This is a genomic window from Brevundimonas sp. NPDC058933 (genome assembly GCF_049315965.1).
GTDB lineage: Bacteria > Pseudomonadota > Alphaproteobacteria > Caulobacterales > Caulobacteraceae > Brevundimonas.
Window position 1 is genome coordinate 101,291 of sequence record NZ_JBMOSL010000008.1, and the last position, 21,327, is coordinate 122,617.

The 21,327-nt window shown below is 62.6% G+C and carries 19 protein-coding genes; 13 read left to right on the forward strand and 6 right to left on the reverse strand.

Translation table 11 applies throughout. The annotated features are described in order from the left end of the window. Positions 1–36 precede the first annotated feature (36 nt). From ACOZBP_RS13425 to ACOZBP_RS13435, 3 genes are read right to left on the reverse strand one after another with little or no spacing between them, the layout of a single operon-like run. Positions 37–153 carry a DUF2474 domain-containing protein gene (locus ACOZBP_RS13425; protein WP_082824896.1) on the reverse strand — a complete coding sequence of 39 codons (117 nt, stop codon included), beginning with the start codon at positions 151–153 and terminating at the stop codon, positions 37–39. Continuing rightward, a complete protein-coding gene (gene cydB, locus ACOZBP_RS13430; RefSeq protein ID WP_205499249.1) occupies positions 153–1,163 on the reverse strand; it encodes a cytochrome d ubiquinol oxidase subunit II in 1,011 nt (336 codons plus the stop codon). Before cydB ends, ACOZBP_RS13425 begins: the two co-directional genes overlap by 1 nt. After that, a complete protein-coding gene (locus ACOZBP_RS13435) occupies positions 1,160–2,575 on the reverse strand; it encodes a cytochrome ubiquinol oxidase subunit I (protein WP_205751450.1) in 1,416 nt (471 codons plus the stop codon). Before ACOZBP_RS13435 ends, cydB begins: the two co-directional genes overlap by 4 nt. A gap of 285 nt (positions 2,576–2,860) precedes the next feature. On the opposite strand from ACOZBP_RS13435, the gene ACOZBP_RS13440 reads away from it, so the two are divergent. The 13 genes from ACOZBP_RS13440 to ACOZBP_RS13500 all read left to right on the forward strand — a co-directional run bounded on the left by ACOZBP_RS13440 (position 2,861) and on the right by ACOZBP_RS13500 (position 18,711). Continuing rightward, positions 2,861–3,151 (forward strand): metal/formaldehyde-sensitive transcriptional repressor, encoded by a 291-nt coding sequence (locus tag ACOZBP_RS13440; RefSeq protein ID WP_062126547.1) that lies wholly within the window; start codon positions 2,861–2,863, stop codon positions 3,149–3,151. 326 nt (positions 3,152–3,477) lie between these two features. Further along, positions 3,478–4,398: a LysR family transcriptional regulator gene (locus tag ACOZBP_RS13445; RefSeq protein WP_062126550.1), complete on the forward strand. Its 921-nt coding sequence runs from the start codon at positions 3,478–3,480 to the stop codon at positions 4,396–4,398. A 165-nt stretch (positions 4,399–4,563) separates the two neighbouring features. Continuing rightward, complete coding sequence (locus ACOZBP_RS13450) at positions 4,564–5,841, forward strand: glutathione-independent formaldehyde dehydrogenase (protein ID WP_257903726.1); 1,278 nt, start codon at positions 4,564–4,566, stop codon at positions 5,839–5,841. A 341-nt stretch (positions 5,842–6,182) separates the two neighbouring features. Next, complete coding sequence (locus ACOZBP_RS13455; RefSeq protein WP_017980840.1) at positions 6,183–7,292, forward strand: S-(hydroxymethyl)glutathione dehydrogenase/class III alcohol dehydrogenase; 1,110 nt, start codon at positions 6,183–6,185, stop codon at positions 7,290–7,292. 52 nt (positions 7,293–7,344) lie between these two features. Then, complete coding sequence (locus ACOZBP_RS13460) at positions 7,345–7,743, forward strand: VOC family protein (protein WP_062126553.1); 399 nt, start codon at positions 7,345–7,347, stop codon at positions 7,741–7,743. 147 nt (positions 7,744–7,890) lie between these two features. Beyond that, positions 7,891–8,721, forward strand: coding sequence for an S-formylglutathione hydrolase (gene fghA / locus ACOZBP_RS13465; RefSeq protein ID WP_062126555.1), 831 nt, complete (start codon positions 7,891–7,893; stop codon positions 8,719–8,721). Positions 8,722–8,741: 20 nt separating this feature from the next. Continuing rightward, positions 8,742–10,076 (forward strand): NAD(P)/FAD-dependent oxidoreductase, encoded by a 1,335-nt coding sequence (locus ACOZBP_RS13470; RefSeq protein WP_062126557.1) that lies wholly within the window; start codon positions 8,742–8,744, stop codon positions 10,074–10,076. Continuing rightward, the gene (locus tag ACOZBP_RS13475; RefSeq protein WP_241215472.1) at positions 10,069–11,391 is read left to right on the forward strand and encodes a DUF3422 family protein; all 1,323 of its coding nucleotides are present in this window, start codon (positions 10,069–10,071) and stop codon (positions 11,389–11,391) included. Before ACOZBP_RS13470 ends, ACOZBP_RS13475 begins: the two co-directional genes overlap by 8 nt. 64 nt (positions 11,392–11,455) lie before the next feature. Next, on the forward strand, positions 11,456–13,432 hold the full coding sequence (gene uvrB, locus ACOZBP_RS13480; RefSeq protein ID WP_062126562.1) for an excinuclease ABC subunit UvrB: 1,977 nt from the start codon (positions 11,456–11,458) through the stop codon (positions 13,430–13,432). Positions 13,433–13,454: 22 nt separating this feature from the next. Continuing rightward, the gene (locus ACOZBP_RS13485) at positions 13,455–16,109 is read left to right on the forward strand and encodes an excinuclease ABC subunit UvrA (protein ID WP_126014096.1); all 2,655 of its coding nucleotides are present in this window, start codon (positions 13,455–13,457) and stop codon (positions 16,107–16,109) included. Between the two features lie 56 nt (positions 16,110–16,165). Continuing rightward, positions 16,166–17,263: a Dyp-type peroxidase gene (locus ACOZBP_RS13490; protein ID WP_082824898.1), complete on the forward strand. Its 1,098-nt coding sequence runs from the start codon at positions 16,166–16,168 to the stop codon at positions 17,261–17,263. Next, complete coding sequence (locus ACOZBP_RS13495; protein ID WP_062127258.1) at positions 17,256–18,077, forward strand: family 1 encapsulin nanocompartment shell protein; 822 nt, start codon at positions 17,256–17,258, stop codon at positions 18,075–18,077. The genes ACOZBP_RS13490 and ACOZBP_RS13495 overlap by 8 nt, the downstream gene beginning before the upstream one ends. Before the next feature lie 52 nt (positions 18,078–18,129). Beyond that, complete coding sequence (locus tag ACOZBP_RS13500) at positions 18,130–18,711, forward strand: PRC-barrel domain-containing protein (RefSeq protein ID WP_062127261.1); 582 nt, start codon at positions 18,130–18,132, stop codon at positions 18,709–18,711. An 11-nt stretch (positions 18,712–18,722) separates the two neighbouring features. On the opposite strand, the gene ACOZBP_RS13505 is transcribed toward ACOZBP_RS13500, so the two are convergent. The 3 genes from ACOZBP_RS13505 to ACOZBP_RS13515 all read right to left on the reverse strand — a co-directional run bounded on the left by ACOZBP_RS13505 (position 18,723) and on the right by ACOZBP_RS13515 (position 21,228). Then, the gene (locus tag ACOZBP_RS13505) at positions 18,723–19,019 is read right to left on the reverse strand and encodes a type II toxin-antitoxin system RelE/ParE family toxin (RefSeq protein WP_021233331.1); all 297 of its coding nucleotides are present in this window, start codon (positions 19,017–19,019) and stop codon (positions 18,723–18,725) included. Beyond that, positions 19,016–19,294 (reverse strand): type II toxin-antitoxin system ParD family antitoxin, encoded by a 279-nt coding sequence (locus tag ACOZBP_RS13510; RefSeq protein WP_021233332.1) that lies wholly within the window; start codon positions 19,292–19,294, stop codon positions 19,016–19,018. Before ACOZBP_RS13510 ends, ACOZBP_RS13505 begins: the two co-directional genes overlap by 4 nt. Before the next feature lie 116 nt (positions 19,295–19,410). Continuing rightward, positions 19,411–21,228: a type IV secretory system conjugative DNA transfer family protein gene (locus tag ACOZBP_RS13515; RefSeq protein ID WP_422676839.1), complete on the reverse strand. Its 1,818-nt coding sequence runs from the start codon at positions 21,226–21,228 to the stop codon at positions 19,411–19,413. Positions 21,229–21,327: the final 99 nt, after the last annotated feature.

Below are 21,327 nucleotides of genomic sequence, written 5' to 3' on the forward strand. Positions count from 1 at the left end.
GCATTTCCCTCGGCAGCTCGTCGAAACGAGCTGCCGTCAGGGTTTGAGGATGAGGCGAATGACCTGCGCGACAGCCCCCAGCGCCAAAACGCTGGCCGCCCAGATTAAGACCATCCAGGCGAGCCGTCGACCGAGCGGTTTTTGCTCATCCATCAGTGATAGCCGTGGGCGCCGACCTTACCGCGGAACACCCAATAGGCCCACGCGGTATAGCCGAGAATGATCGGAATGATGATGGCCGCACCCGCCAGCATGAAGAGCTGGCTTTGCGGGGGAGCGGCTGCATCCCAGATCGTGACGGCGCGGGGAACGACATAGGGATAGATGCTGATCCCCAGCCCAACGAAACCGAGAAAGAACAGGCCAAGCGCCATAATGAAGGGCAGACGCTCCGCGCCGCGCTTCAGACTCCAGAAGAAGGTTGCAGCGCAGATTGCCACCAGCAGAGGAACCTGCGCGGTGAGAAGCACGCCGGGCATCGCAAACCAGCGTCGCCAATAGTCATAGGTCAGGAACGGCGTCGCCGCACTGACGGCGAAAAGCGCGAGTAGCGTCGCACCGCCGAGCCAAAATGCCAGTCGACGGGCGCGTTCCTGGCCCGGCCCTTCGGTTTTCCAGACCAGCCAGGCCGCGCCGAGAAGCGCATATCCGATTACGACTGCCGCGCCGGTCAAGAGGCTGAACGCGCTCAGCCAATCCAGCCATCCCCCGGCATAGGCATCGGCCTCGACCCGCACGCCTTGCAGGATCGCGCCCAGCGTGATCCCCTGCGAGAACGCCGCGAGAACGGACCCAAAGCTGAAGGCGACATCCCAGAAGGGACGATGGCGTGGATCTCGCCAACGAAACTCGAATGCCACCCCGCGGAACACGAGACCGAGCAACATCGCGATGATGAGCGGGTAGGTCGCGGGAAGGATGATGGCGTAGGCAAGGGGAAAGGCCGCGAAGAGACCGCCTCCGCCCAGCACCAGCCATGTTTCGTTGCCATCCCAGACCGGCGCGATCGAGTTCATCGCCTGATCGCGCTCCCCTCCGACCGAAAGGCTCGGGAAGAGGATGCCGATCCCCAGATCGAACCCGTCCATCACGACATAGGCGAAGACAGCAAAACCGATGATACCGGCCCAGATTATGGTGAGATCGAGGTGCTCCATGTTCATGCCTCCCGTCCGGTCGATGCCACGACGCCGCTCGCCGGCGTAATGCCCGCCGCGCGTTGCGGCACCTTGGACGGTTCCGGCTCACCGGCTGCGGGCGGCTTTGCCATCATCCGGAGCAGATAATAGGTGCCGGCCCCGAAGGCGCCGAAATAGACGAGGATGAAAGCGACGAGGGACGCCGCGACGGCGGGTGCGGCCAAGGGGGAATGGGACTCTGCGGTTCGCAGCAGGCCGTAAACGGTGAAGGGCTGTCGCCCAACCTCCGTCGTGACCCATCCTGCTATGACCGCGACGAAACCTGACGGACCAAGCGCGACAGCGGCGCGGTGAAGCCAGTGCCAGTCATAGAGCTTGCCGCGCCAGCGGGCGAGCAGGCTCCAAAGTCCCAGCCCCAGCATGGCGAGGCCCATCGCCACCATGATCCGAAACGACCAGAAGACGATCGGCGTGGGCGGCCAGCGATCGCGCGGGAAGTCGTTGAGGCCGGGGAGGGGCGCTTTGGGATCGTGCTTGAGGATAAGCGATCCCAGATAGGGGATTTCGACCTTGCCGTGGACCACCGCATCCTTGTTGCTCGGGAGGCCGAAAAGGATGAGCGAAGCGCCGTCGGGGCTGGCCTCATAATGACCTTCCATCGCGAGAACCTTCGCCGGCTGATGCTCCAGCGTGTTGAGGCCGTGCTGATCGCCCGCGAGAATCTGGATCGGAGCGACGAGCGCCGCCATCCACATCGCCATCGAGAACATCTTGCGCGCGCCGGGATTCGCGCGGTCGCGCAGAAGGTGCCATCCCCCGACCGCACCGACGACCATCGCCGTCGTCAGATAGGCCCCGATGACCGTGTGAACGAGGCGGTATGGAAAGCTCGCGTTGAAGATGATCGGAAGCCACGAACCTGCGGGCACGAACTGGCCCTTGGCATTGATCGCATAGCCTGCCGGCGTCTGCATCCAGCTATTCACGGAAATGATCCAGGTCGCCGAGATGAGCGTCCCGACGGCGACCATGCAGGTCGCGAAAAAGTGCGGCCCTTTGCCCACCTTGTTGATTCCGAACAGCATGACACCGAGGAAGCCCGCCTCAAGGAAGAACGCGGTGAGAACCTCATAGGCCATCAACGGGCCGATGACGGGGCCGGCTTTGGCCGAGAAGACCGACCAGTTCGTCCCAAACTGATAGGACATGACCACGCCCGAGACCACGCCCATGCCGAAGGCTACGGCGAAGATCTTGAGCCAATAGCGGTAGAGGTTGGCGTAAACGCCGCTCCCCGTTTTCAGCCACAACCCTTCAAGCACCATCAGGTAGCTTGCCGTGCCGATGGAGAAGGCCGGAAAAATGAAGTGGAAGGAGACCGTGAACGCGAATTGCGCGCGCGCCAGGATTACCGGATCGAGATTCGCAAGCACCAGATTTTCTCCCTGACTTTCGGCCTCCTCAACTGCGACCAGCGTTGTGGTGCTGCGGCGCGTGCTCGGCGAAAGGTGGAACAGCCTTGCGCACTTTAATACCATACTCCCCACCAGTATCAAGGGGGCAGGGAACCATAGATCAGCTCCTGATGTTTGGAGGGGGAAAGCGGGCCGTTGCAGCTATGAATCGGCAGAGGCCGTCGACGAGCCGCGACCCTTAATTCACAAGCGGCTTGAAACTCCCCCCCTGTATAGTATGTAGTGGTGATCTTTCAGGAAAGCGCGATGCCACATTCACCAGAGGACAAGAAGCGGGCCATCACACGCCTTCGCCGTATCAAAGGGCAGGCGGAAGCGCTGGAAAGGGCGATCGAGGCAGGTACGGACTGCGCACCCCTGCTCCAACAGATCGTGGCAATGCGGGGAGCGACCAACGGATTGATGGCGGAGGTGATGGAGAGCCATCTTAAAGAGACGTTCGGACCCTCAAGCAAGGCGATTGGGGGGCAGGACGGTGACTCTTACGATAATGACATGGAGGGGGTCATGAAGATATTGAGAACATATCTCAAATGAGCGCGGCCAAGATCATCCCGTATAGGTAATTATCTGGATATCTGATGCGTATGTATCGGTAATGTGGTGGTAATAATGAAGATACGACCAATCTTCGCTTGGTACGATTTGTGGGTTGGCGTTTTCATAGATCGTCCGAAGAGGCGGATATATATTTTTCCGGTTCCGTGTCTTGGATTGATGATTCAGCTTCAACACGCCGCCGCATCCTGACCGATCTATCTTCCAAGGGTCTCAGTGCAGGATTGCCGCCGCCATGCCCGAGCGAGTCGAGCGCAATTGCGAATTGTCGCTGCGCCGGATGCCGCAGGCAGATGGGATAGCATATGATCGTCAAGAATTTCGAATATCTCATAGCGCTCGATCGCGAGGGTCACTTCGGGCGGGCCGCCAAGAGCTGCAACGTGTCGCAGCCGACGCTTTCGGCGGGGATCAAGCAGCTAGAGGAAGATCTGGGCGTCGAGATCGTGCGGCATGGCCGGCGATATGACGGTCTCACATTGGAAGGCGGGACAGTGCTCGCCTGGGCCAAGAAGATCGAACGGGACTGTGACGGGCTGGAGAGTGACCTGTCGGCCCTCAAGCGAGGGCTGGAGGGCCTGTTCCGCTTGGGCATGGTATCAGGCACTTCGGCTGTCGGCGCGATCGTCAGCGCCGCTCTTGCGGATCAAATCCCCTTGCTGGGGCAAACCGTGACGGCGAGTGGCACTGCTTCGCTGTTGAGATCCTTGCTGGATCACGAAATGGACATGGCGCTGACCTATCTCGGCGAGGTTCCGAAGGACGAGTTCGAGACCCATCATCTCTACCGGGAACATACGACCCTGTTCCAGATGAGCAAAGAGCCGCAGCCCAAGCGAGTCGCGTGGGATCATGTCGTGAGCCTGCCGCTTTGCATTCTGGCAGGCGCGCTCCCCAGCGAGGCACAGTTGCAGCTCGCGCACTGCTCGGCCGCGACGATCAACACGGACACGATCGACATTCTGGCGGCGCATCTGGCCACAGGGCGTTACGCGGCAGTCTTGCCCCAATCGCTTGCGACCCGCCTCGCCCACATTCCAAACCTTCAGGCTTCAGCACTGACGGGTGCGGGCGCGCACGCAGATGTTGGATTCGTCAGCGTCAAGGGGGAGGCAAAGTCGCCGCCCTCGGCAGCCCTTCTTGAGCTGGTCCACACTCCCAAAGTCGTGTCTCCTTTGCAGGAAATCCTTGCATTGCATCGCCAATTTCAGCCTCGAAAGGGCTGAACCGGCAATGTTGCGGTGCGAAAAACGCTCATAGGAATTTCCTATCTCAAGATAGAAACTTCGAGTTTGCTGTCACATGCAGCCAAAGCCATTCTGCATGGACGATAATGAAGAGGTCTGGATCGCCAAAGGCGTATTGTGTTGATTTAATTCAGCGCAGCTCCTTTGGCGCGTCCGGTAGAAACTTCAACATTATTGAGGGGTGGCGGACGAGAGCTAGGAGATAATTCGATGGCTACCGGAAACAGGATCGTCACATTCGAGAAGCCGATGGAGATGAAGGTCAACACCTTCAAATTCCCGGAGCTGATTACGCCGCAGGGCAAGAAAGCCCCCCACGGCGCCATTCTCAAGATCGTCACCACCAACATCTGCGGCAGCGACCTTCACATCTACCGCGGTTCGTTCGAAGTCCCCAAGGGGATGACGATGGGCCACGAGATGACCGGCGAGGTGATCGAGGTCGGCTCCGACGTCGAATATATCAAGGTCGGCGATATCGTGTCCGTTCCCTTCAACGTCGGCTGCGGACGCTGCTACAACTGCAAGCACATGCGCTCGGACGTGTGCGAGCACACCAACCCCGAAGTCGATTGCGGCGCCTACGGCTTCAACCTGGGCGGATGGACCGGCGGTCAGGGGGATTACCTGTTCGTGCCCTATGCAGACTTCAATCTGCTGGCCTTCCCCGACAAGGACGCGGCCATGGCGAAGATCCGTGATCTGACGCTGCTTTCGGACGTGCTGCCGACCGCGTTCCACGGGTTCGCCGCGCCCGACTGGCCGGCGCAGCCTGCGTATATCGTCGGCGAGAACGTGCTGATCTTCGGCGCGGGGCCTGTCGGTCGCGCGGGCGCAGCCTGCGCGAAGCTCCTCGGTGCCGGCGCCATCATCGTCGCCGACTTCATTCAGGAGCGGCTCGATCTGCTCAAGCCGCACGGCGTCGAGACCATCAACCTGTCGGACGGCATTCCGATCGAGGATCATCTGGAACGGATCACCGGCAAGCGCGAGGCCGATCGCGTCATCGACTATGTGGGCCTCGACTGTCGCGGGTTCGGGGCGGAGTCCGACCAGATCGTCGAGAACGCCGTCACCAACGCGCTGCTGAAATATGTCCGCTTCGGTGGGATGACCAGCACGGTCGGCGTTTACTGCCCCAATCCGATCTCCAAGAATAGGGACAACAAGAAGGGCAGCATGGAAGTCGATTGGGCCAGTGGCTGGATCAAGTCGCCGCGGATGTCGGCAGGCCAGTCGCCGACGGCGAATTACAACCACGCCCTCATGCGGGCGATCCTGAACGATCGGATGCCCTATCTGACCCCGATGATGAACACGAAGATCATCAAGCTGGAGGATGCGCCGGCGGCCTACAAGGAGTTCGATGACGGATCGGCGTTCAAGTACGTCATCGATCCGCACGGCTCCGTAGCGGCCTGATCTTCTTCTAACCCGGAATATCCCCCGGTCATGACCGGGGGATATTCTGAGTCGTAGGGGGCGGACTGCTTTCCGCACGAACACCCCCTTCCGGCTTGTCGATCTAACTCCCCCCCGGATCGGCAAGCCGCCCCTTTCCGGAAACGCAGCATCAACGATCGCGCTGCGCTTTCCCAAGCCATGACGTCCTGTCAGGCGCCTCCATCCCTCAGTCGATATCCCTCTTGCATACTGGCTAGGAGTATATTAGACATACTCCCGCCAGTATGTGTTTGTCCGAGAGTCGCGCTTCGCCGGGCTTCACAACCGGCGGTCCGATTCAACCAACGAGGGAAATCAAAATGAAATCTCGCGCCGCCGTAGCCTTCGAGGCAGGCAAGCCGCTCGAAATCGTCGAGATCGATGTCGCACCGCCCCAGAAAGGCGAAGTGCTCATCAAGGTCACGCATACCGGGGTATGCCACACCGACGCTTTCACGCTGTCCGGCAACGATCCGGAGGGCATTTTCCCGGTCGTTCTCGGTCACGAGGGCGCGGGCATCGTCGTCGAGGTCGGCGAGGGCGTCACCAGCGTCAAGCCGGGCGATCACGTCATTCCGCTCTACACCGCCGAGTGCGGCAAGTGCGAGTTCTGTCTGTCCGGCAAGACCAACCTGTGCGTCGCGGTCCGCGAAACGCAGGGCAAGGGCCTGATGCCTGATGGCACCACGCGCTTCTCCTACAACGGCCAGCCCCTCTATCACTACATGGGCTGCTCGACGTTCAGCGAATACACCGTCGTCGCCGAAGTCTCGCTCGCCAAGATCAACCCGGAAGCGAACCCCGAGCATGTCTGCCTTCTGGGCTGCGGCGTCACCACCGGCATCGGCGCGGTCCACAACACCGCCAAGGTGCAGCCGGGTGACTCGGTTGCCGTGTTCGGTCTGGGCGGCATCGGTCTCGCCGCGATCCAGGGCGCGCGTCAGGCCAAGGCAGGCCGCATCATCGCGATCGACACCAACCCGACGAAGTTCGAGCTGGCACGTCAGTTCGGCGCGACCGACTGCATCAACCCCAAGGACTATGACAAGCCGATCCAGCAAGTGCTGATCGAGATGACCGGATGGGGCATCGACCACACGTTCGAGTGCATCGGCAACGTCCATGTCATGCGGGCCGCGCTGGAATCCGCGCATCGTGGCTGGGGCCAGTCGATCGTCATCGGCGTTGCCGGCGCGGGCCAGGAAATCTCCACCCGTCCGTTCCAGCTCGTCACGGGCCGCGTCTGGAAGGGGTCGGCCTTTGGCGGCGTCAAGGGGCGCACCCAGCTTCCCGGCATGGTCGAGGACGCCATGAAGGGCGAGATCGATCTGGCGCCCTTCGTCACCCACACCATGGGTCTCGATGAGATCAACGAGGCGTTCGACCTGATGCACGAAGGCAAGTCGATCCGCACCGTGATCCACTACTGATCCGACAGATTACGCCGTTTAGTTTCAAACACTAACCTCAAGGAAGAATATCATGGCTGACCCCGTTATCTCCGGCAACGGCGTGTTCTCGCACGTCTTCATCGGCGCTGCCGACGTCGAGCAGTCGTCGGCGTTCTATGACGCCGCTCTGGGCGCCCTGGGCGTCAAGAACCTCGGCCCCTTCGGCAATGGCTGGGTGCTGTACGGTCGCGACAAGCCCGCCTTCATCATTGCCCGTCCCGGCAATGGCGAAGCGCCCTCCAGCAACGGCGTGACGGTTGGCTTTGCCGCCGCGACGCCCGCCGAAGTGGACGCTTTCCACGCGGCCGGCCTCGCGGCCGGTGGCACCGACGAGGGCCAGCCCGGCCCGCGTGGCCATCTGCCGGGTGCCTATGCGGCCTATCTGCGTGATCCGGCGGGCAACAAGGTCTGCTCGTACACCTTCATCTGAAGCCGGAAGGTGAGGGCGATACCCGCAACCCTATGACTGGCTGTCGCCGGCGCTGAAACAGGCGCCGGCGCTTCCCCCCGCACAACAGCCAGCAAAAGGGCTCCTATCGCCACACCGTCCACCAACCGTCGAAGCAAGGAAACAAAAATGGAACGTGTCGAACATCACGCCAGCTTCGGCGGTTGGCAGGACGTCTATCAGCATGACTCGATCAGCCTCGGTTGTCCGATGAAGGTCGGCGTCTATCTGCCTCCCCAGGTGAAGGACGGTCGCGTGCCGGTGCTGTATTGGCTGTCCGGCCTGACCTGCACCGAGCAGAATTTCATCACCAAGGCTGTCGCGCAGCGTTTCGCGGCCGAGCACGGGATCATCCTCGTCGTGCCGGACACCAGCCCGCGAGGCGAAGGCGTGGCCGACGATCCCGGCTATGATCTGGGGCAGGGCGCCGGCTTCTACGTCAACGCGACGCAGGAACCTTGGGCCGCACACTACCGCATGTACGATTATGTCGTCGAGGAATTGCCGGCGCTGATCGAAGCCACATTCCCGGCCGATGATCGCCGGGCTATCGCGGGCCATTCCATGGGCGGGCATGGCGCCCTTGTTGCCGCCCTGCGCAACCCCGGACGCTATCGCAGCGTATCGGCCTTCTCGCCGATCGTAGCGCCGAGCCAGGTGCCTTGGGGCGAGCGTGCCTTCACGGCCTATCTGGGTGACGATCGCGAGGCGTGGAAGCAATATGACGCCATCGAACTTATCAAGGCCGCCCGCGAGCGTCTGCCGTTGCTCGTCCATCAGGGTCTGGATGACGAGTTTGTCGAGCGCGAGCTGCGCCCCGACTTGCTGGAGGCGGCGTGCAAGGCTGCCGAGCACCCGCTGACGCTCCATCGGCTGCCTGGATACGACCACAGCTATTATTTCATCGCGAGTTTCATCGGCGAACATATCGCCCACCATGCCGCGGCGTTGTCCCAATGACCGGGCCGTCACCTTCAACCATGCGCGAAATCGCGCCCAGCCATGAGCCGGCTCACGGCCGCCATCGCGTGGTGGTCGTGGGGGCGGGCTTCGGCGGCCTTGAAACCGTGCAGCGGCTCGCCGGGAGCGGCGTGGACATCACGCTCGTCGATCGCCGCAACCACCATCTCTTTCAGCCGCTGCTCTATCAGGTGGCGGGCGCCTCGCTGTCGCCATCGGAGATCGCATGGCCGATCCGTTCGCTCTTCGCCAAGCGGAAGGACGTGCGGACCCTGCTCGGCGAGGTTGAAGGTGTCGATACAGGCGGTCGGCGCGTCATTCTGGAGGACGGCTCGACGGTTGCCTATGACACGCTCGTCATCGCGACGGGCGCGCGGCACTCCTATTTCGGCCACGATCAATGGGAACCGTTTGCTCCCGGCCTGAAATCGCTGGAGGATGCAACCACCATTCGCCGGCGCCTTCTGGTCGCCTTCGAGGAAGCCGAGCGTGAGACGGACCCCGCGCGCCGTGCCGCTTTGCAGACCTTCGTCATCATCGGTGGTGGCCCGACCGGCGTGGAGCTGGCCGGCACGATCGCGGAGCTTGCCCGCCTGACGCTGGTGCGGGATTTCCGGTCGATCGACCCGCGTGCGACCCGCGTCGTGCTGATCGAAGCCGGGCAACGGCTCTTGCAGGCTTTCCCGGAAGACCTCTCCGCCTATACCCGGCAGGCGCTCGAAAAGCTCGGCGTCGAAATCAAGCTCGGCACGCCGGTCACGGAATGCTCCGCCGATGGCGTCGTCGTGGATGGGAAGCAGATTCCCGCCGAAACGATCCTGTGGGCAGCAGGCGTCCAGGCATCGCCCGCCGCGCATTGGCTGAACGCTGAAGCCGATCGCGCTGGCCGCGTGATTGTCGGACCGGACCTGACGGTGCCGGGTCATCGCGACATTTTCGTGATCGGCGACACCGCGGCCTCGAACGGGTTCGATGGCAAGCCTGTCCCCGGTCTTGCGCCGGCTGCGAAGCAGGCGGGTCAATATGTCGCCCGGCTTATCCGCCAGCGCCTGAAGGGGCAGAACGAGGTCGCGCCCTTCCATTACCGGCATCAGGGCAATTTGGCGACTATAGGCCGCAGCCTTGCCGTCGTCGACATGGGTCGGTTTAAGTTGCGCGGGGCCCTGGCGTGGTGGATGTGGAAGCTCATCCACATTTATTTCCTGATCGGGGCGCAGAACCGGCTTAGTGTGGCACTAAGCTGGCTGTGGACCCATGGCATAGGATATCGTGGCTCTCGGCTGATTACTTATGGCGATCTAGATCATCGCGACGTGGGGGAGAAGGATGACAAGGGGGGAAAGCCGATTGAGTGAAGCGGGCAGCGCTCCGAATGGCGGTTCGACTGTCTATGGTATGCCGACCTATGAAAATAGGCGGGTTGCCATCGACGAGGTACATGCGCGCCCATATCTCCTGATCGAGTCACCGCGCGCCCTGGTGCAGCTCGCCTTCATGAATGAAGGCAATCTGGCCAAGGATAAGGCGACGCTCGCGGAAATATCGAGCCGAATGGGCGCGTCGCTGCCCGATCAGAACTCCCCCCTTCATGGCCTGACCTGGGATCAGGGCAAATTGCATTGTGAGAAGCATACGGAGTTTTCGACCTACCTGTGGAGCGCGCCTGTTGATCCCGACACCGGGGATCTGGCGGGCGAAGACCCGTTCAAGCACGGCTTCACCCCGCCTGGGCCGGTCATTTGCGGCATCCGGTTGGACGTGGTGGCGTGGACGGAAGAGACCGCGACCTACATTGACCGCTTCGATCCGATCAGCCGCTGCCATTCGCTCGTCGAGGACGGCATGGCGGATATCGTTACCGATTTCCGTCAGGATGCAGATGGGCTGACCCGCATCCTCATCCTCGATCGCGGCCTGACGCCGATCCGGCTTGGCGCGCTGGCGCAGCGGCTCCTTGAAATCGAGACCTATCGGACGTTGGCCCTGCTCGGTATTCCCCTGACCCAATCGCTGGGTCCGCATCTACGCAATATAGAAAAGCGCCTCGCCGCGATCACGGATGAGATGCGCAAGTCGGCTCGGCGCAACAGCGAGGCGCTGCTTTCCAGATTGACGGATCTCTCGGCCGAGCTGGAGGCGGACACGGCGTCCAGCCTCTACCGCTTCGGCGCGAGCCGCGCTTATTACGAGATCGTCGAGGAACGGCTTGCCGCACTCGGCGAAACCTTCGTCCCCGGCTGCTATCGCTGGCGCAGCTTCCTGCATCGCAGGATCGCCCCCGCCATGCGGACCTGTCGCGTGATCGAGGAGCGGCAGGCCAATCTCTCGGACAAGCTGGCGCGCGCGACCACCTTGCTGCGATCCTGGATCGATGTGCAGCTCGAACGCCAGAATAGCGACCTGCTCGCCTCGATGAACAACCGGGCGAAGCTGCAATTGCAGCTTCAGCAGACGGTGGAGGGCCTGTCTGTCGCCGCAATCTCCTATTATGTGATCGGCCTGCTCTCCTATTTCATCAAGGGCATACCGGGCATTCACGACGCAGTGGCGCCTGAGCTGGTGATCGCAGCTTTGGTTCCCCTTGTCCTCCTTGGTGTCTGGTGGACCGTTCGGCGGATCAGGCACGCACACAAGGACCATGGACAGCCGCCCGCGAAGGGGCAGATGTGACCCGACAATCGTTTTTGGGCACGCTTGAGGCGTTCATGGCCTGGCCCTGGCAGGAGGATATCTGATGTCGACTGGCATATTCATTTTGCACTCCGACTATACCCCGGCGGGCGATCAGCCCGAAGCGATCGCGCGGCTCATATCCGGCATCGAGGAGGGGGCGCACCATCAGACCCTCAAGGGCATCACGGGGTCGGGCAAGACGTTCACGATGGCCAACGTGATCCATCGCCTGAAGCGTCCCACGCTGATCCTGGCCCCCAACAAGACGCTAACGTCGCAGCTCTATGACGAAATGCGGCGATTTTTCCCTGAAAACGCCGTGGAGTATTTCGTCTCCTACTACGACTATTTCCAGCCAGAGGTGTATTTGCCGGGCCGCGATGAGTTCATTCCGAAAGATTCCTCGATCAACGAGCATCTGGAACGGTTGCGCCTTTCGACGACAAAATCCCTGATTGAGCGCCGCGATACGATCGTCGTTGCCTCGGTATCGTCGATCTATGGCATGGGCGATCCCGACAATTATCGCGCGCTCCAGGTTCCGCTGACCGAGGGCGCGCGGTTGGGACAGGAAGAGCTTCTTCGCGGCCTGGCGCGTCTGCAATATGATCGGGCCGAGCACAAGCTGAAGCGCGGCACCTATCGCGCTGATGGCGACGCTGTTGAGGTTTACCCGGCGGATTCGGAATATAAGGCCCTGCGGGTCGGATTGGCGAACGGCCTGATCGCGTCCCTCCAGTGGTTCGATGCGGCGACCGGAAGGCAGCTAGAGAGCACCGATCACTATCTCGTATCGCCCAAGACCGTTCTGGCGGCGACCGCCGATCAGGCCCGCAAGGCCGCAACGGCGATCCTCGCAGAGATGGAGACGCAGGTCGAGCGGCTGACCAGCGAAAATCGCCTGACGGAAGCGGCGCGCCTCTATGATCGCATCACCAACGATGCCGAGATGTTGCGCGAGGTCGGATATTGCTCGGGCATGGAAAATTACGCCTGCTATCTGAGCGGCCGTGACCCAGCGCTCCCGCCCATAACCCTGCTCGACTATCTGCCCAAGGATGGGCTGCTGTTCGTCGACGAATCGCATGTGATGATCCCGCAGATCTCGGCGATGTTCCGGGGCGACCAGGCCCGCAAGGATACGCTGATCGATTATGGCTTCCGCCTGCCATCCTCGAAGGACAGCCACCCCTTGAGCTTCCACGAGTTCGAACAGGTCAAGCCGCAGACGATCTTCGTGTCCGCCACCCCCGGCGCCTATGAGGTAAGGGCCTCGCAAGGCAGGGTGGTCGAACAGATCGTTCGGCCGACCGGCCTGCTCGATCCGAAAGTGGAAATCCGCCCGTCCCAAGGCGCGCGGGATGATTTGCTACGCGAGATCGCGCAGCGCACGAAGCGCGATGAGCGCGTGCTGGTCACGACGCTGACCAAGGTCGCGACCGAGGAGCTGCACGCATTCCTCGAAAGCCAGGGCGTGCGCGCGCGCTACATGCACTCTGACGTCAAGGTCGAGGATCGGGTCGCGATCATCGAGGGCCTGCGCGCGGGCGAGTTCGACGTGCTGATCGGTATCAGCCTGCTACGCGAAGGGCTCGATATCCCCGAAGCGTCGCTGATCGCGATCTTCGATGCGGACCGCGCGGGCTTCCTGCGCTCGGCCCAGGCGCTGATCCAGATGATCGGCCGCGTCGCGCGCAACGTGAACGGCACCGCAGTTCTCTACGCCGATACCGTGACGCCGGCGATGAGGGCCGCGATCGACGAGACCGAGAGTCGGCGACAGCGCCAGATCGCCTTCAACGAAGAGAACGATGTCACCCCGCTCTCGTCGGTTCGCGGCCTGGCGTCGGCGCAGCCCGACCGGGAAGAGCCGTCGGTCCATTCGGAGGCTTTCTGCGAAAATCTGTACGAGCTGTGCGACCGGATCACCGCGAAGGAACAGGCGCTGCTGACGGCAGTAGATAACGATGACGAGGATCGGGCGGAGACGATCCGGGGCGAGTTGGACGGCCTGTACCGTCAGTTCATCTATCTGTGATGCGCCGAGTGAAAGTGACCGTATGAGCAAGGATCAGGAGCCTCAAACCACCCCCGGCAAGGAACGCGCGCCGCGCTCCGGCTTCGTTCAGGTACGCGGCGCGCGGCAGAACAATCTCAAGAATGTCGACGTGGACGTGCCGCGCGACGCCTTCGTGGTGTTCACCGGCATATCCGGATCGGGCAAATCGAGCCTCGCTTTCGGCACCCTCTATGCCGAGGCACAGCGCCGCTATCTGGAATCGGTCGCGCCCTACGCCCGCCGCCTGATCGATCAGGCCGGTGTGCCGGAGGTTGACGCTATCGACGGGTTGCCTCCCGCAGTCGCGTTGCAGCAGCAGCGCGGCTCGGCCAATGCGCGGTCCTCGGTTGGGAGCGTGACGACGCTCTCCAGCCTGGTACGGATGCTCTACTCGCGCGTCGGCGAATATCCGCGCAATCAGCCCATGCTCTATGCGGAGGACTTCTCGCCAAACACAGTCGCGGGCGCCTGCCCGACCTGCCACGGCATCGGGCGCGTCTATGACGCGACCGAAGAGACGATGGTGCCCGACGACACGCTGACGATCCGGGAACGCGCCATCGCCGCATGGCCGCCCGCGTGGCACGGCCAGAACCTGCGCGATATCCTCGTCTCGCTCGGCTATGATGTCGACACCCCATGGCGGGATCTTCCGAAGAAGGATCGCGACTGGATACTCTTCACCGACGAGACGCCGACGGTGCCGGTCTATGCGGGTCTGACGCCCGAGCAGACGCGCGTCGCCCTCAAGCGCCGCATGGAGCCGAGCTATCAGGGCACCTTCACCGGCGCCCGTCGCTATGTGCTGGAGACGTTCGCCAACACCAAAAGCGCGCTGATGAAGAAGCGCGTCTCGCAATATATCATAGGCCGCGATTGCCCGACCTGCGACGGCAAGCGGCTGAAGCGCGAGGCTCTGTCGGTGAAGTTCGCGGGCCTCGACATCGCCGAGTTTGGCGACCTGACGGTGCTGAAGCTCCGGGACTTGCTCACGCCTGTCGCGCATGGCGAGTATGGGGGCGCCGCGGCGGCCCCGAAGGGCCATGTTCTTGGCAAGGCGGCCCGCGATGCGGCAGTTGAACGCAGGGTCGCGGCGGGAGGCTCGGCGCACAAGGCAGCGCCCGACGTGCGCCGCACGCCCAACCTCTCCGATGAGAAGCGGGTCGCCGCGCAGCGTCTCGCATCCGAGCTGCTCGAACGGCTCGGCCCGCTGATCGATCTTGGCCTTGGCTACATCTCGCTCGACCGAAGCACGCCGACGCTTTCCTCCGGCGAGCTGCAACGCCTGCGCCTTGCCACTCAATTGTCCTCGCAGCTTTTCGGCGTGGTCTATGTGCTGGACGAGCCCTCGGCGGGGCTGCACCCGGCAGACGGCGAAGCTTTGCTCACCATCCTTGAGCGGCTGAAAGCGGCGGGCAACTCGCTGTTCGTCGTCGAGCATGATCTTGACGTGATCCGCCATGCCGAATGGCTGGTCGATGTAGGGCCAGGAGCAGGCGAAAAGGGCGGTGAAGTGCTCTACAGCGGGCCGATCGCGGGACTGGCCGACGTCGAGGCGTCGATCACGCGCCGCTATCTGTTCGCAGAGCCCGTCGCCCATGACCGGACCCCGCGCGAAGCAAAGGCTTGGCTCCGTCTAGAGGGGGTGACGCGCAACAACCTGCGCGGCCTCGACGTCGAGCTTCCGATCGGTTGCTTCACCGCTGTCACCGGGGTTTCGGGATCGGGCAAGTCCAGTCTGGTCAGCCAGGCGCTGCCGGAGCTTGTCGCGGAACAGCTCGGCGGCTCGCCGGCTGCCGAGGAAGAGGATGCCGATCCGCTGCTTGATGTTGCGCAGGAAGAGACCGAAGGCCGCATCGTTGCGGGCATGGAGCATGTGCGCAGACTGGTGCGGGTCGATCAGAAGCCGATCGGCCGCACCCCACGCTCGAACCTCTCCACCTACAGCGGCCTGTTCGATCATGTGCGCAAGATCTTTGCCGGCACTCCGTTGGCCAAGAAGCGCCGTTACAGCCCCGGCCGCTTCTCGTTCAACGTCGCCGAAGGCCGCTGCCCGGTATGTGAGGGCGAGGGGTTCGTGATGGTGGAGCTGCTGTTCCTGCCAAGCGTCTATGCGCCGTGCTCGACCTGCCACGGCAGCCGCTACAACCCGCAAACGCTCGAAGTCGAATGGAACGGCCGCAACATCGCCCAGGTGCTGGAGCTGACGGTGGACGAGGCGTGCGACTTCTTCGCGGGTGAGGCGTCCGTCATGCGCTCGCTGGATGTGCTGCGGGAGATCGGCCTTGGATATCTGAGGCTCGGGCAGCCGGCGACGGAACTGTCGGGCGGCGAGGCGCAGCGCATCAAGCTTGCGACCGAGCTGCAACGCGCCCAGCGCGGCAACACCATCTACATCCTCGACGAGCCTACTTCGGGGCTTCACCCGTCCGACGCGGACCGGCTGATGCGGCACCTGCAGGGCCTTGTCGACGTGGGCAATACGGTTGTTGTCGTCGAGCATGACATGCGCGCCATCGCACAGGTGGATTGGGTCATCGATCTCGGACCGGGAGCCGGGGAGGAAGGTGGCCTAATCATCGCCAGCGGCGTCCCTAGCGACGTTGCAGAGGCGGAAGGCAGTCTGACCGCGCCCTATCTCAAGGCGGCGCTTTAGCCGCCTCTTGGGTGTGTGCCATAACGATGGGCCGGGTCCGGCCATAGGAGACGAGCTTGCCTTCCACTGTCGCTCAGGATGTTACCGCACGTTCCCAGGCCGTCGATGCCCGGCTCACTCGTGCAGCCATCTTCCTCGTGGTGTCGATGGGCGCGGGTGCAAAGCCCGAGATGGCGGTGCGAAATCTCTGCGCAATCCTTTCCTCGCTGGTGCGTGGCGTCGGCTTTAGGGCAGCGGATGGAGGGCTTTCCTGCATCATGGGGATCGGCTCCGATGCCTGGGACCGACTGTTCGGGGCACCGCGGCCGAAGGAGCTGCATCCGTTCCGGGAAATTCATGGCGTCCATCATGCGCCTTCGACACCCGGCGACCTGCTGTTCCACATTCGCGCCGCACGGCAGGACCTGTGCTTCGAGATGGCCGCGCAGATCGTGAAGCGCCTCGCCGGCGTCGCCTCGGTCACGGACGAGGTGCATGGCTTCCGCTACTTCGATGATCGCGACTTACTGGGCTTCGTCGATGGGACGGAAAACCCCGTCGAGCAGGGGGCGAGAGATGCCACGGTGATCGGGGCGGCGGACGATCCGGTCTTCGCTGGCGGCAGCTATGTGATCGTCCAGAAATACCTCCATGACCTCGACAAGTGGAACGCGATTCCCGTCGAGCAACAGGAGAAGATCGTCGGGCGCGAGAAACTGTCGGACATCGAGCTGGACGAGGCAGCGAAGCCGAGCTTCGCGCACAACGTCCTCACCAACATCGAGGAGGACGGCGAGCAACTCCAGATCCTGCGCGACAACATGCCGTTCGGCGATGTCGGCAAGGGGGAGTTCGGCACCTATTTCATCGGTTACGCCCGCTCACCCACGCGGATCGAGCGGATGCTCGACAATATGTTCATCGGCCTGCCGCCCGGCAACTACGATCGCCTGCTCGATGTCAGCCGGGCCGTGACCGGCTCGCTCTATTTCGTGCCGTCGGCCGACTTTCTGGACGCCGTGACGCCGGGGCCGCCTGCGGCCGATGGCGACGATAGCAATGGCGATGAAGCGGTGGCTGCGCCGGCACCCACGGCTCCGACCCCGGAGGCTCCAACGGCATTGGACGGATCGCTCCGCATTGGATCACTCAAAGACGAGGCCGGACATGAATAACCTCCATCGCGAACTCGCCCCGATCTCAGACGCCGCCTGGGCACAGATCGAACAAGAGGCGACCCGAACCCTCAAGCGCTATCTGGCCGCGCGCCGCGTCGTGGACGTGCCGGACCCGAAGGGGGCTACGCTCGCGGCCGTGGGCACGGGCCACACCAAGCCGATCGATGCGCCGAGCGATGGCGTCCAGGCCGTGCGGCGTGCGGCCAATGCCGTAGTCGAACTGCGCGTGCCCTTCACGCTGACCCGCGCTGCGATCGACGATGTGGAGCGTGGCTCCGAAGATTCCGACTGGCAGCCGCTCAAGGAAGCTGCCCGCACGATCGCCTTTGCCGAAAATCGTGCGATCTTTGATGGCTATGCCGCTGCCGATATCGGCGGCATCCGTCCCGGCGCGAGCAACGAGCCGGTGCCGCTGCCCACGGCCGTCGCCGGATATCCCGCCATCGTCGCCCAAGCCGTCGACCGGTTGCGCCTTGCCGGGGTCGAGGGGCCTTATCGACTGGTGCTGGGCGATGATCCGTTCACCGCGATCAGCGGCGGCAGCGAGGAGGGCTATCCGGTGCTCCAGCACATCAATCGTCTGGTGGATGGCGATATCATCTGGGCGCCGGGCATCACGGGCGGCGTCGTCCTGACAACACGGGGCGGCGATTTCGAACTCGATCTCGGACAGGACTTGTCGATTGGCTATCTCAGCCACACCGCCGAGGTGGTTGAGCTGTACCTGCAAGAGAGCTTCACCTTCCGGCTGCTGACGAGCGAGGCGGCTGTTTCGCTCCCGACAGCGGAAGCGTCGGCGCAGCCGGCGTGAAGGCGTTGCCGGTTGCGCCGCCCCCACGCGGGCCGCAGCGAGGGGTGGGACGATGATAAGTCTCGTCGGTTGGCTCGCCACGATCGCGACGATGATCGCGGCGATGATGACGGCTTCCAACCTGGGCGCGCGCGTGACGGGCTGGGGCTTCGTGGTGTTCAGCATCAGCTCGGTTTGCTGGACCACATTGGGCTACGCCACAGGACAGACAGCCTTGGTTGCCACCAATGGATTCCTGATGCTGACGAACCTCGTCGGTATCTGGCGATGGTTGGGGCAGCAGACCAAATATGAGGATGGCGGCCGATCGGCCGAAACAGCCAGCCAAAGATCCGATACGCCGAACCTGTTCACCGCGACCGGCCTGATCGGCATGGCGGTTGATGACAAGAGCGGGATGAATCTGGGCCGGGTTGTCGAGGCCCTGATCGAATGTTCGACCGGCAGGATAAACTATGTGGTGATCTCGGACGAGCGATATGCCGGTCTTGAAGAGACATTGCGAGCGGTGCCGCTCGAATCCCTCAGGATCGGCTACACGCGCATGACGCTGTTGCTGGACGGCCCGAGCTTCCTGTCACAGCCCGGCCTCAAAAGTCGTGACTGGCCCGCCTTCGCTCCGATCAATCCCTAGCAAGCGATCGCTCAAACCAATTGGAGCGCGCGATCATGATCTTGACCGGGGCCAAGAAAGCGCAGGATCAGGATACGGTGGGCTTCTGGCCGGTAGAGGATGCCATAGCGGCGATAGGAACGGCGACGGATACCGTAGCGCTCATAGCGAGGCACCAGAGGATAGCCCTGGGGCAGATCGGCAAGGCGACGGGCCGCCTCACGCAATTCCTCGACAAAGCTGATGGCTCTCGCGGGATTGTCCTTTTCGATATGTTCGGCGATGTGATCGAGGTCGGCCAGCGCATCCGGCGTCAGGATGACTTTCATTGCGGCTGAGCGCTTGCCCGTGTCCGAATCCTGTCGATGATAGCATCGCAGGCGTCGTCGAGGTCGTGGGTGCGCCCCGCCTCCGCATCGGCAAGGCCGCGTTCGATCGAGGCGTCAAGATCATGCAGCCACCGTTCGACATCCTGCGTCTCACCCTGATCGCGCCGAATGAGATCGCGAACATAATCACTCACGCTGGCATAATGCCCGCTGTCGATGCGGCGCTGGACGTAATCCCGCATGGGGTCTGGAAGGGAGACGTTCATCGAAGCCATAAATCACCTCACTACCATTATGGCAAAAACTGCCATTGGTTTCAAGGCGCCTGCCTCTCTTGTGCAGCCGTTCCCCCTTCGGGTCATCCCACCGGCGAGGGCAAGATCACATAACGCTAAGCGACCTTTGCCTCGCCCACCATAACAATATGTTGGAAAAGCTTGCTGGTGCGTTCCCCGGCAGGGGCGGCCATGGCGGCGGCGATCGCGGCTTGGTTCAAGCGGTGGTGGGTCGGGGCCGTGCCGCCGCCTCCGGATTGCGGCCCAGGACCATGAGCAGGCGGGGCCGAGCCAGGGGCGCCATTATCATCCGCCTCGGCCGCGGCGATCACCCGCAGGCTGTTTATCGGTGCGGTGGGGTCGGGTCGAATGTTCGGCATTTGCGGTGCGGGGATCTTGGTCAGTGCGACCATGGCCTTCTCCGTATAATAGCGGATTTTCTTGCCATAGACGGGCGGGATGCCGAGGCGCAGGACGATCATGTCCTTTTCGGGGAGCTGCATCAGCTCTTGAGGAAGCATCAGGGGCCGGCGCTGATCGGATTCCGATACCGAGCCGCCCCCACGGCCCCACATGCCGAAGGAGCGCGATTTGGCGCGAAACGTATAAGTGCCAAGCCGCTCGGAAATATCCTTCGCATCATCGTTGGTCGCGGGGCGCATGACCATCTGGACGCCGCAGTTGGATTCAATCTCCGTGGCGACTTTCGGCCCATAGACGTTCTCGAGCTGCGCTCCGCTCTGGATGACGGGGAGGAGGCGAATGCCATAGCCGGCGACGTAGCTGAAGCCATTGGCGATCACCGATGCGCGGCCGAGGCGCGAGAACTCGTCCAGCAAGAGCAGCAAGCGGACCTGGTGCTTGTTACCCGAGGGCAACTCGCGGACATTGAGGTCAATGAGCTGCTGGAAAAGCAGGCCATAGATCGGTGCCACGCGATCCAGATCATCCGGCGAGACGCCGAGATAGAGCGAGATCCGCTTGTCGCGGAACTCGCGCAGATCGAAATCGCTGACAGCCGTTGCCGCATCGACATAGGGGTTCAGCCACAGATTGATCTTGGCGGTGACGGACTGGCGGGTTGACGTGAAGGTATTGGCCGAGGCCATGATCCAATCCCGCAGCGCCGACACGCACGCACCTGATAGCGGTTTGCCCTCCCGCTCGCGCTGCGAGATGATTTTGGGAAATCGCTTCTGTGCATCGCCGGCGGCGAATTGGCGGTAGATTTCGCCGATGGTGAAGGGGAGCGCATCGTCGCCATCATCCGCCGTGGCGGCGACATAGGCCGCGACACCGAGAAACGCCGTCCTTGCGCTTTCCGCCCAAAACGTCTCGCCCTGCAGGGGCAGGGGAAAAAGCATGACGCTGATTTTTTGCAGCTCGTTGACGACTTCGACCTGATCGCGTCGATTGATGTAGGCGAGCGGGTTGTAGCGGCATGTGCGACCGTGGGCATCGAGCGGGTTGAACAAGAGGGTTTGCTGGCGAAGGTTCGTCATCCGAAAGCCCGCTGTCGCCGCCCAATTCTCTTGCTTCACATCGAGGACGACAACCGAATCCGGCCATTGGAGAAGGTTCGGGATCACGACGCCGACGCCCTTGCCGGCGCGGGTAGGCGCTTCGAGCAAGACATGCTCGGTTCCCCCAAAGCGCATGAACTTGCCGTTGATGCGGCCGAGGAGAATGCCGGTATCCTCCAAGAGCTTGGCTTTGCGGACCTCGCCGATCCGCGCCCAGCGGGCTTCGCCGTGGAGCTTCTGTCCCGTGAAGAGCGACGACACGATACCGATCAGGCAGACCGCGAAGGCGATGAAGAAACCGGCGAGAAACGGCTTCCACACGATCGGCAAGTGGCGCATCGACCATAATGCACCCGGAACGCGCGCCCAGGGCGTGTGCGCCGAGAGGAGATGCGCCTTCCAAAGCACCACCACGGGCTCTGTTGCAAACTGATCCGATTTTCGGTGATCTGTCTTGCCGAGAGTGAGGGTGGCGCGATGTCAGGGTTCAAAGGGCGGCATTTTGAGGGT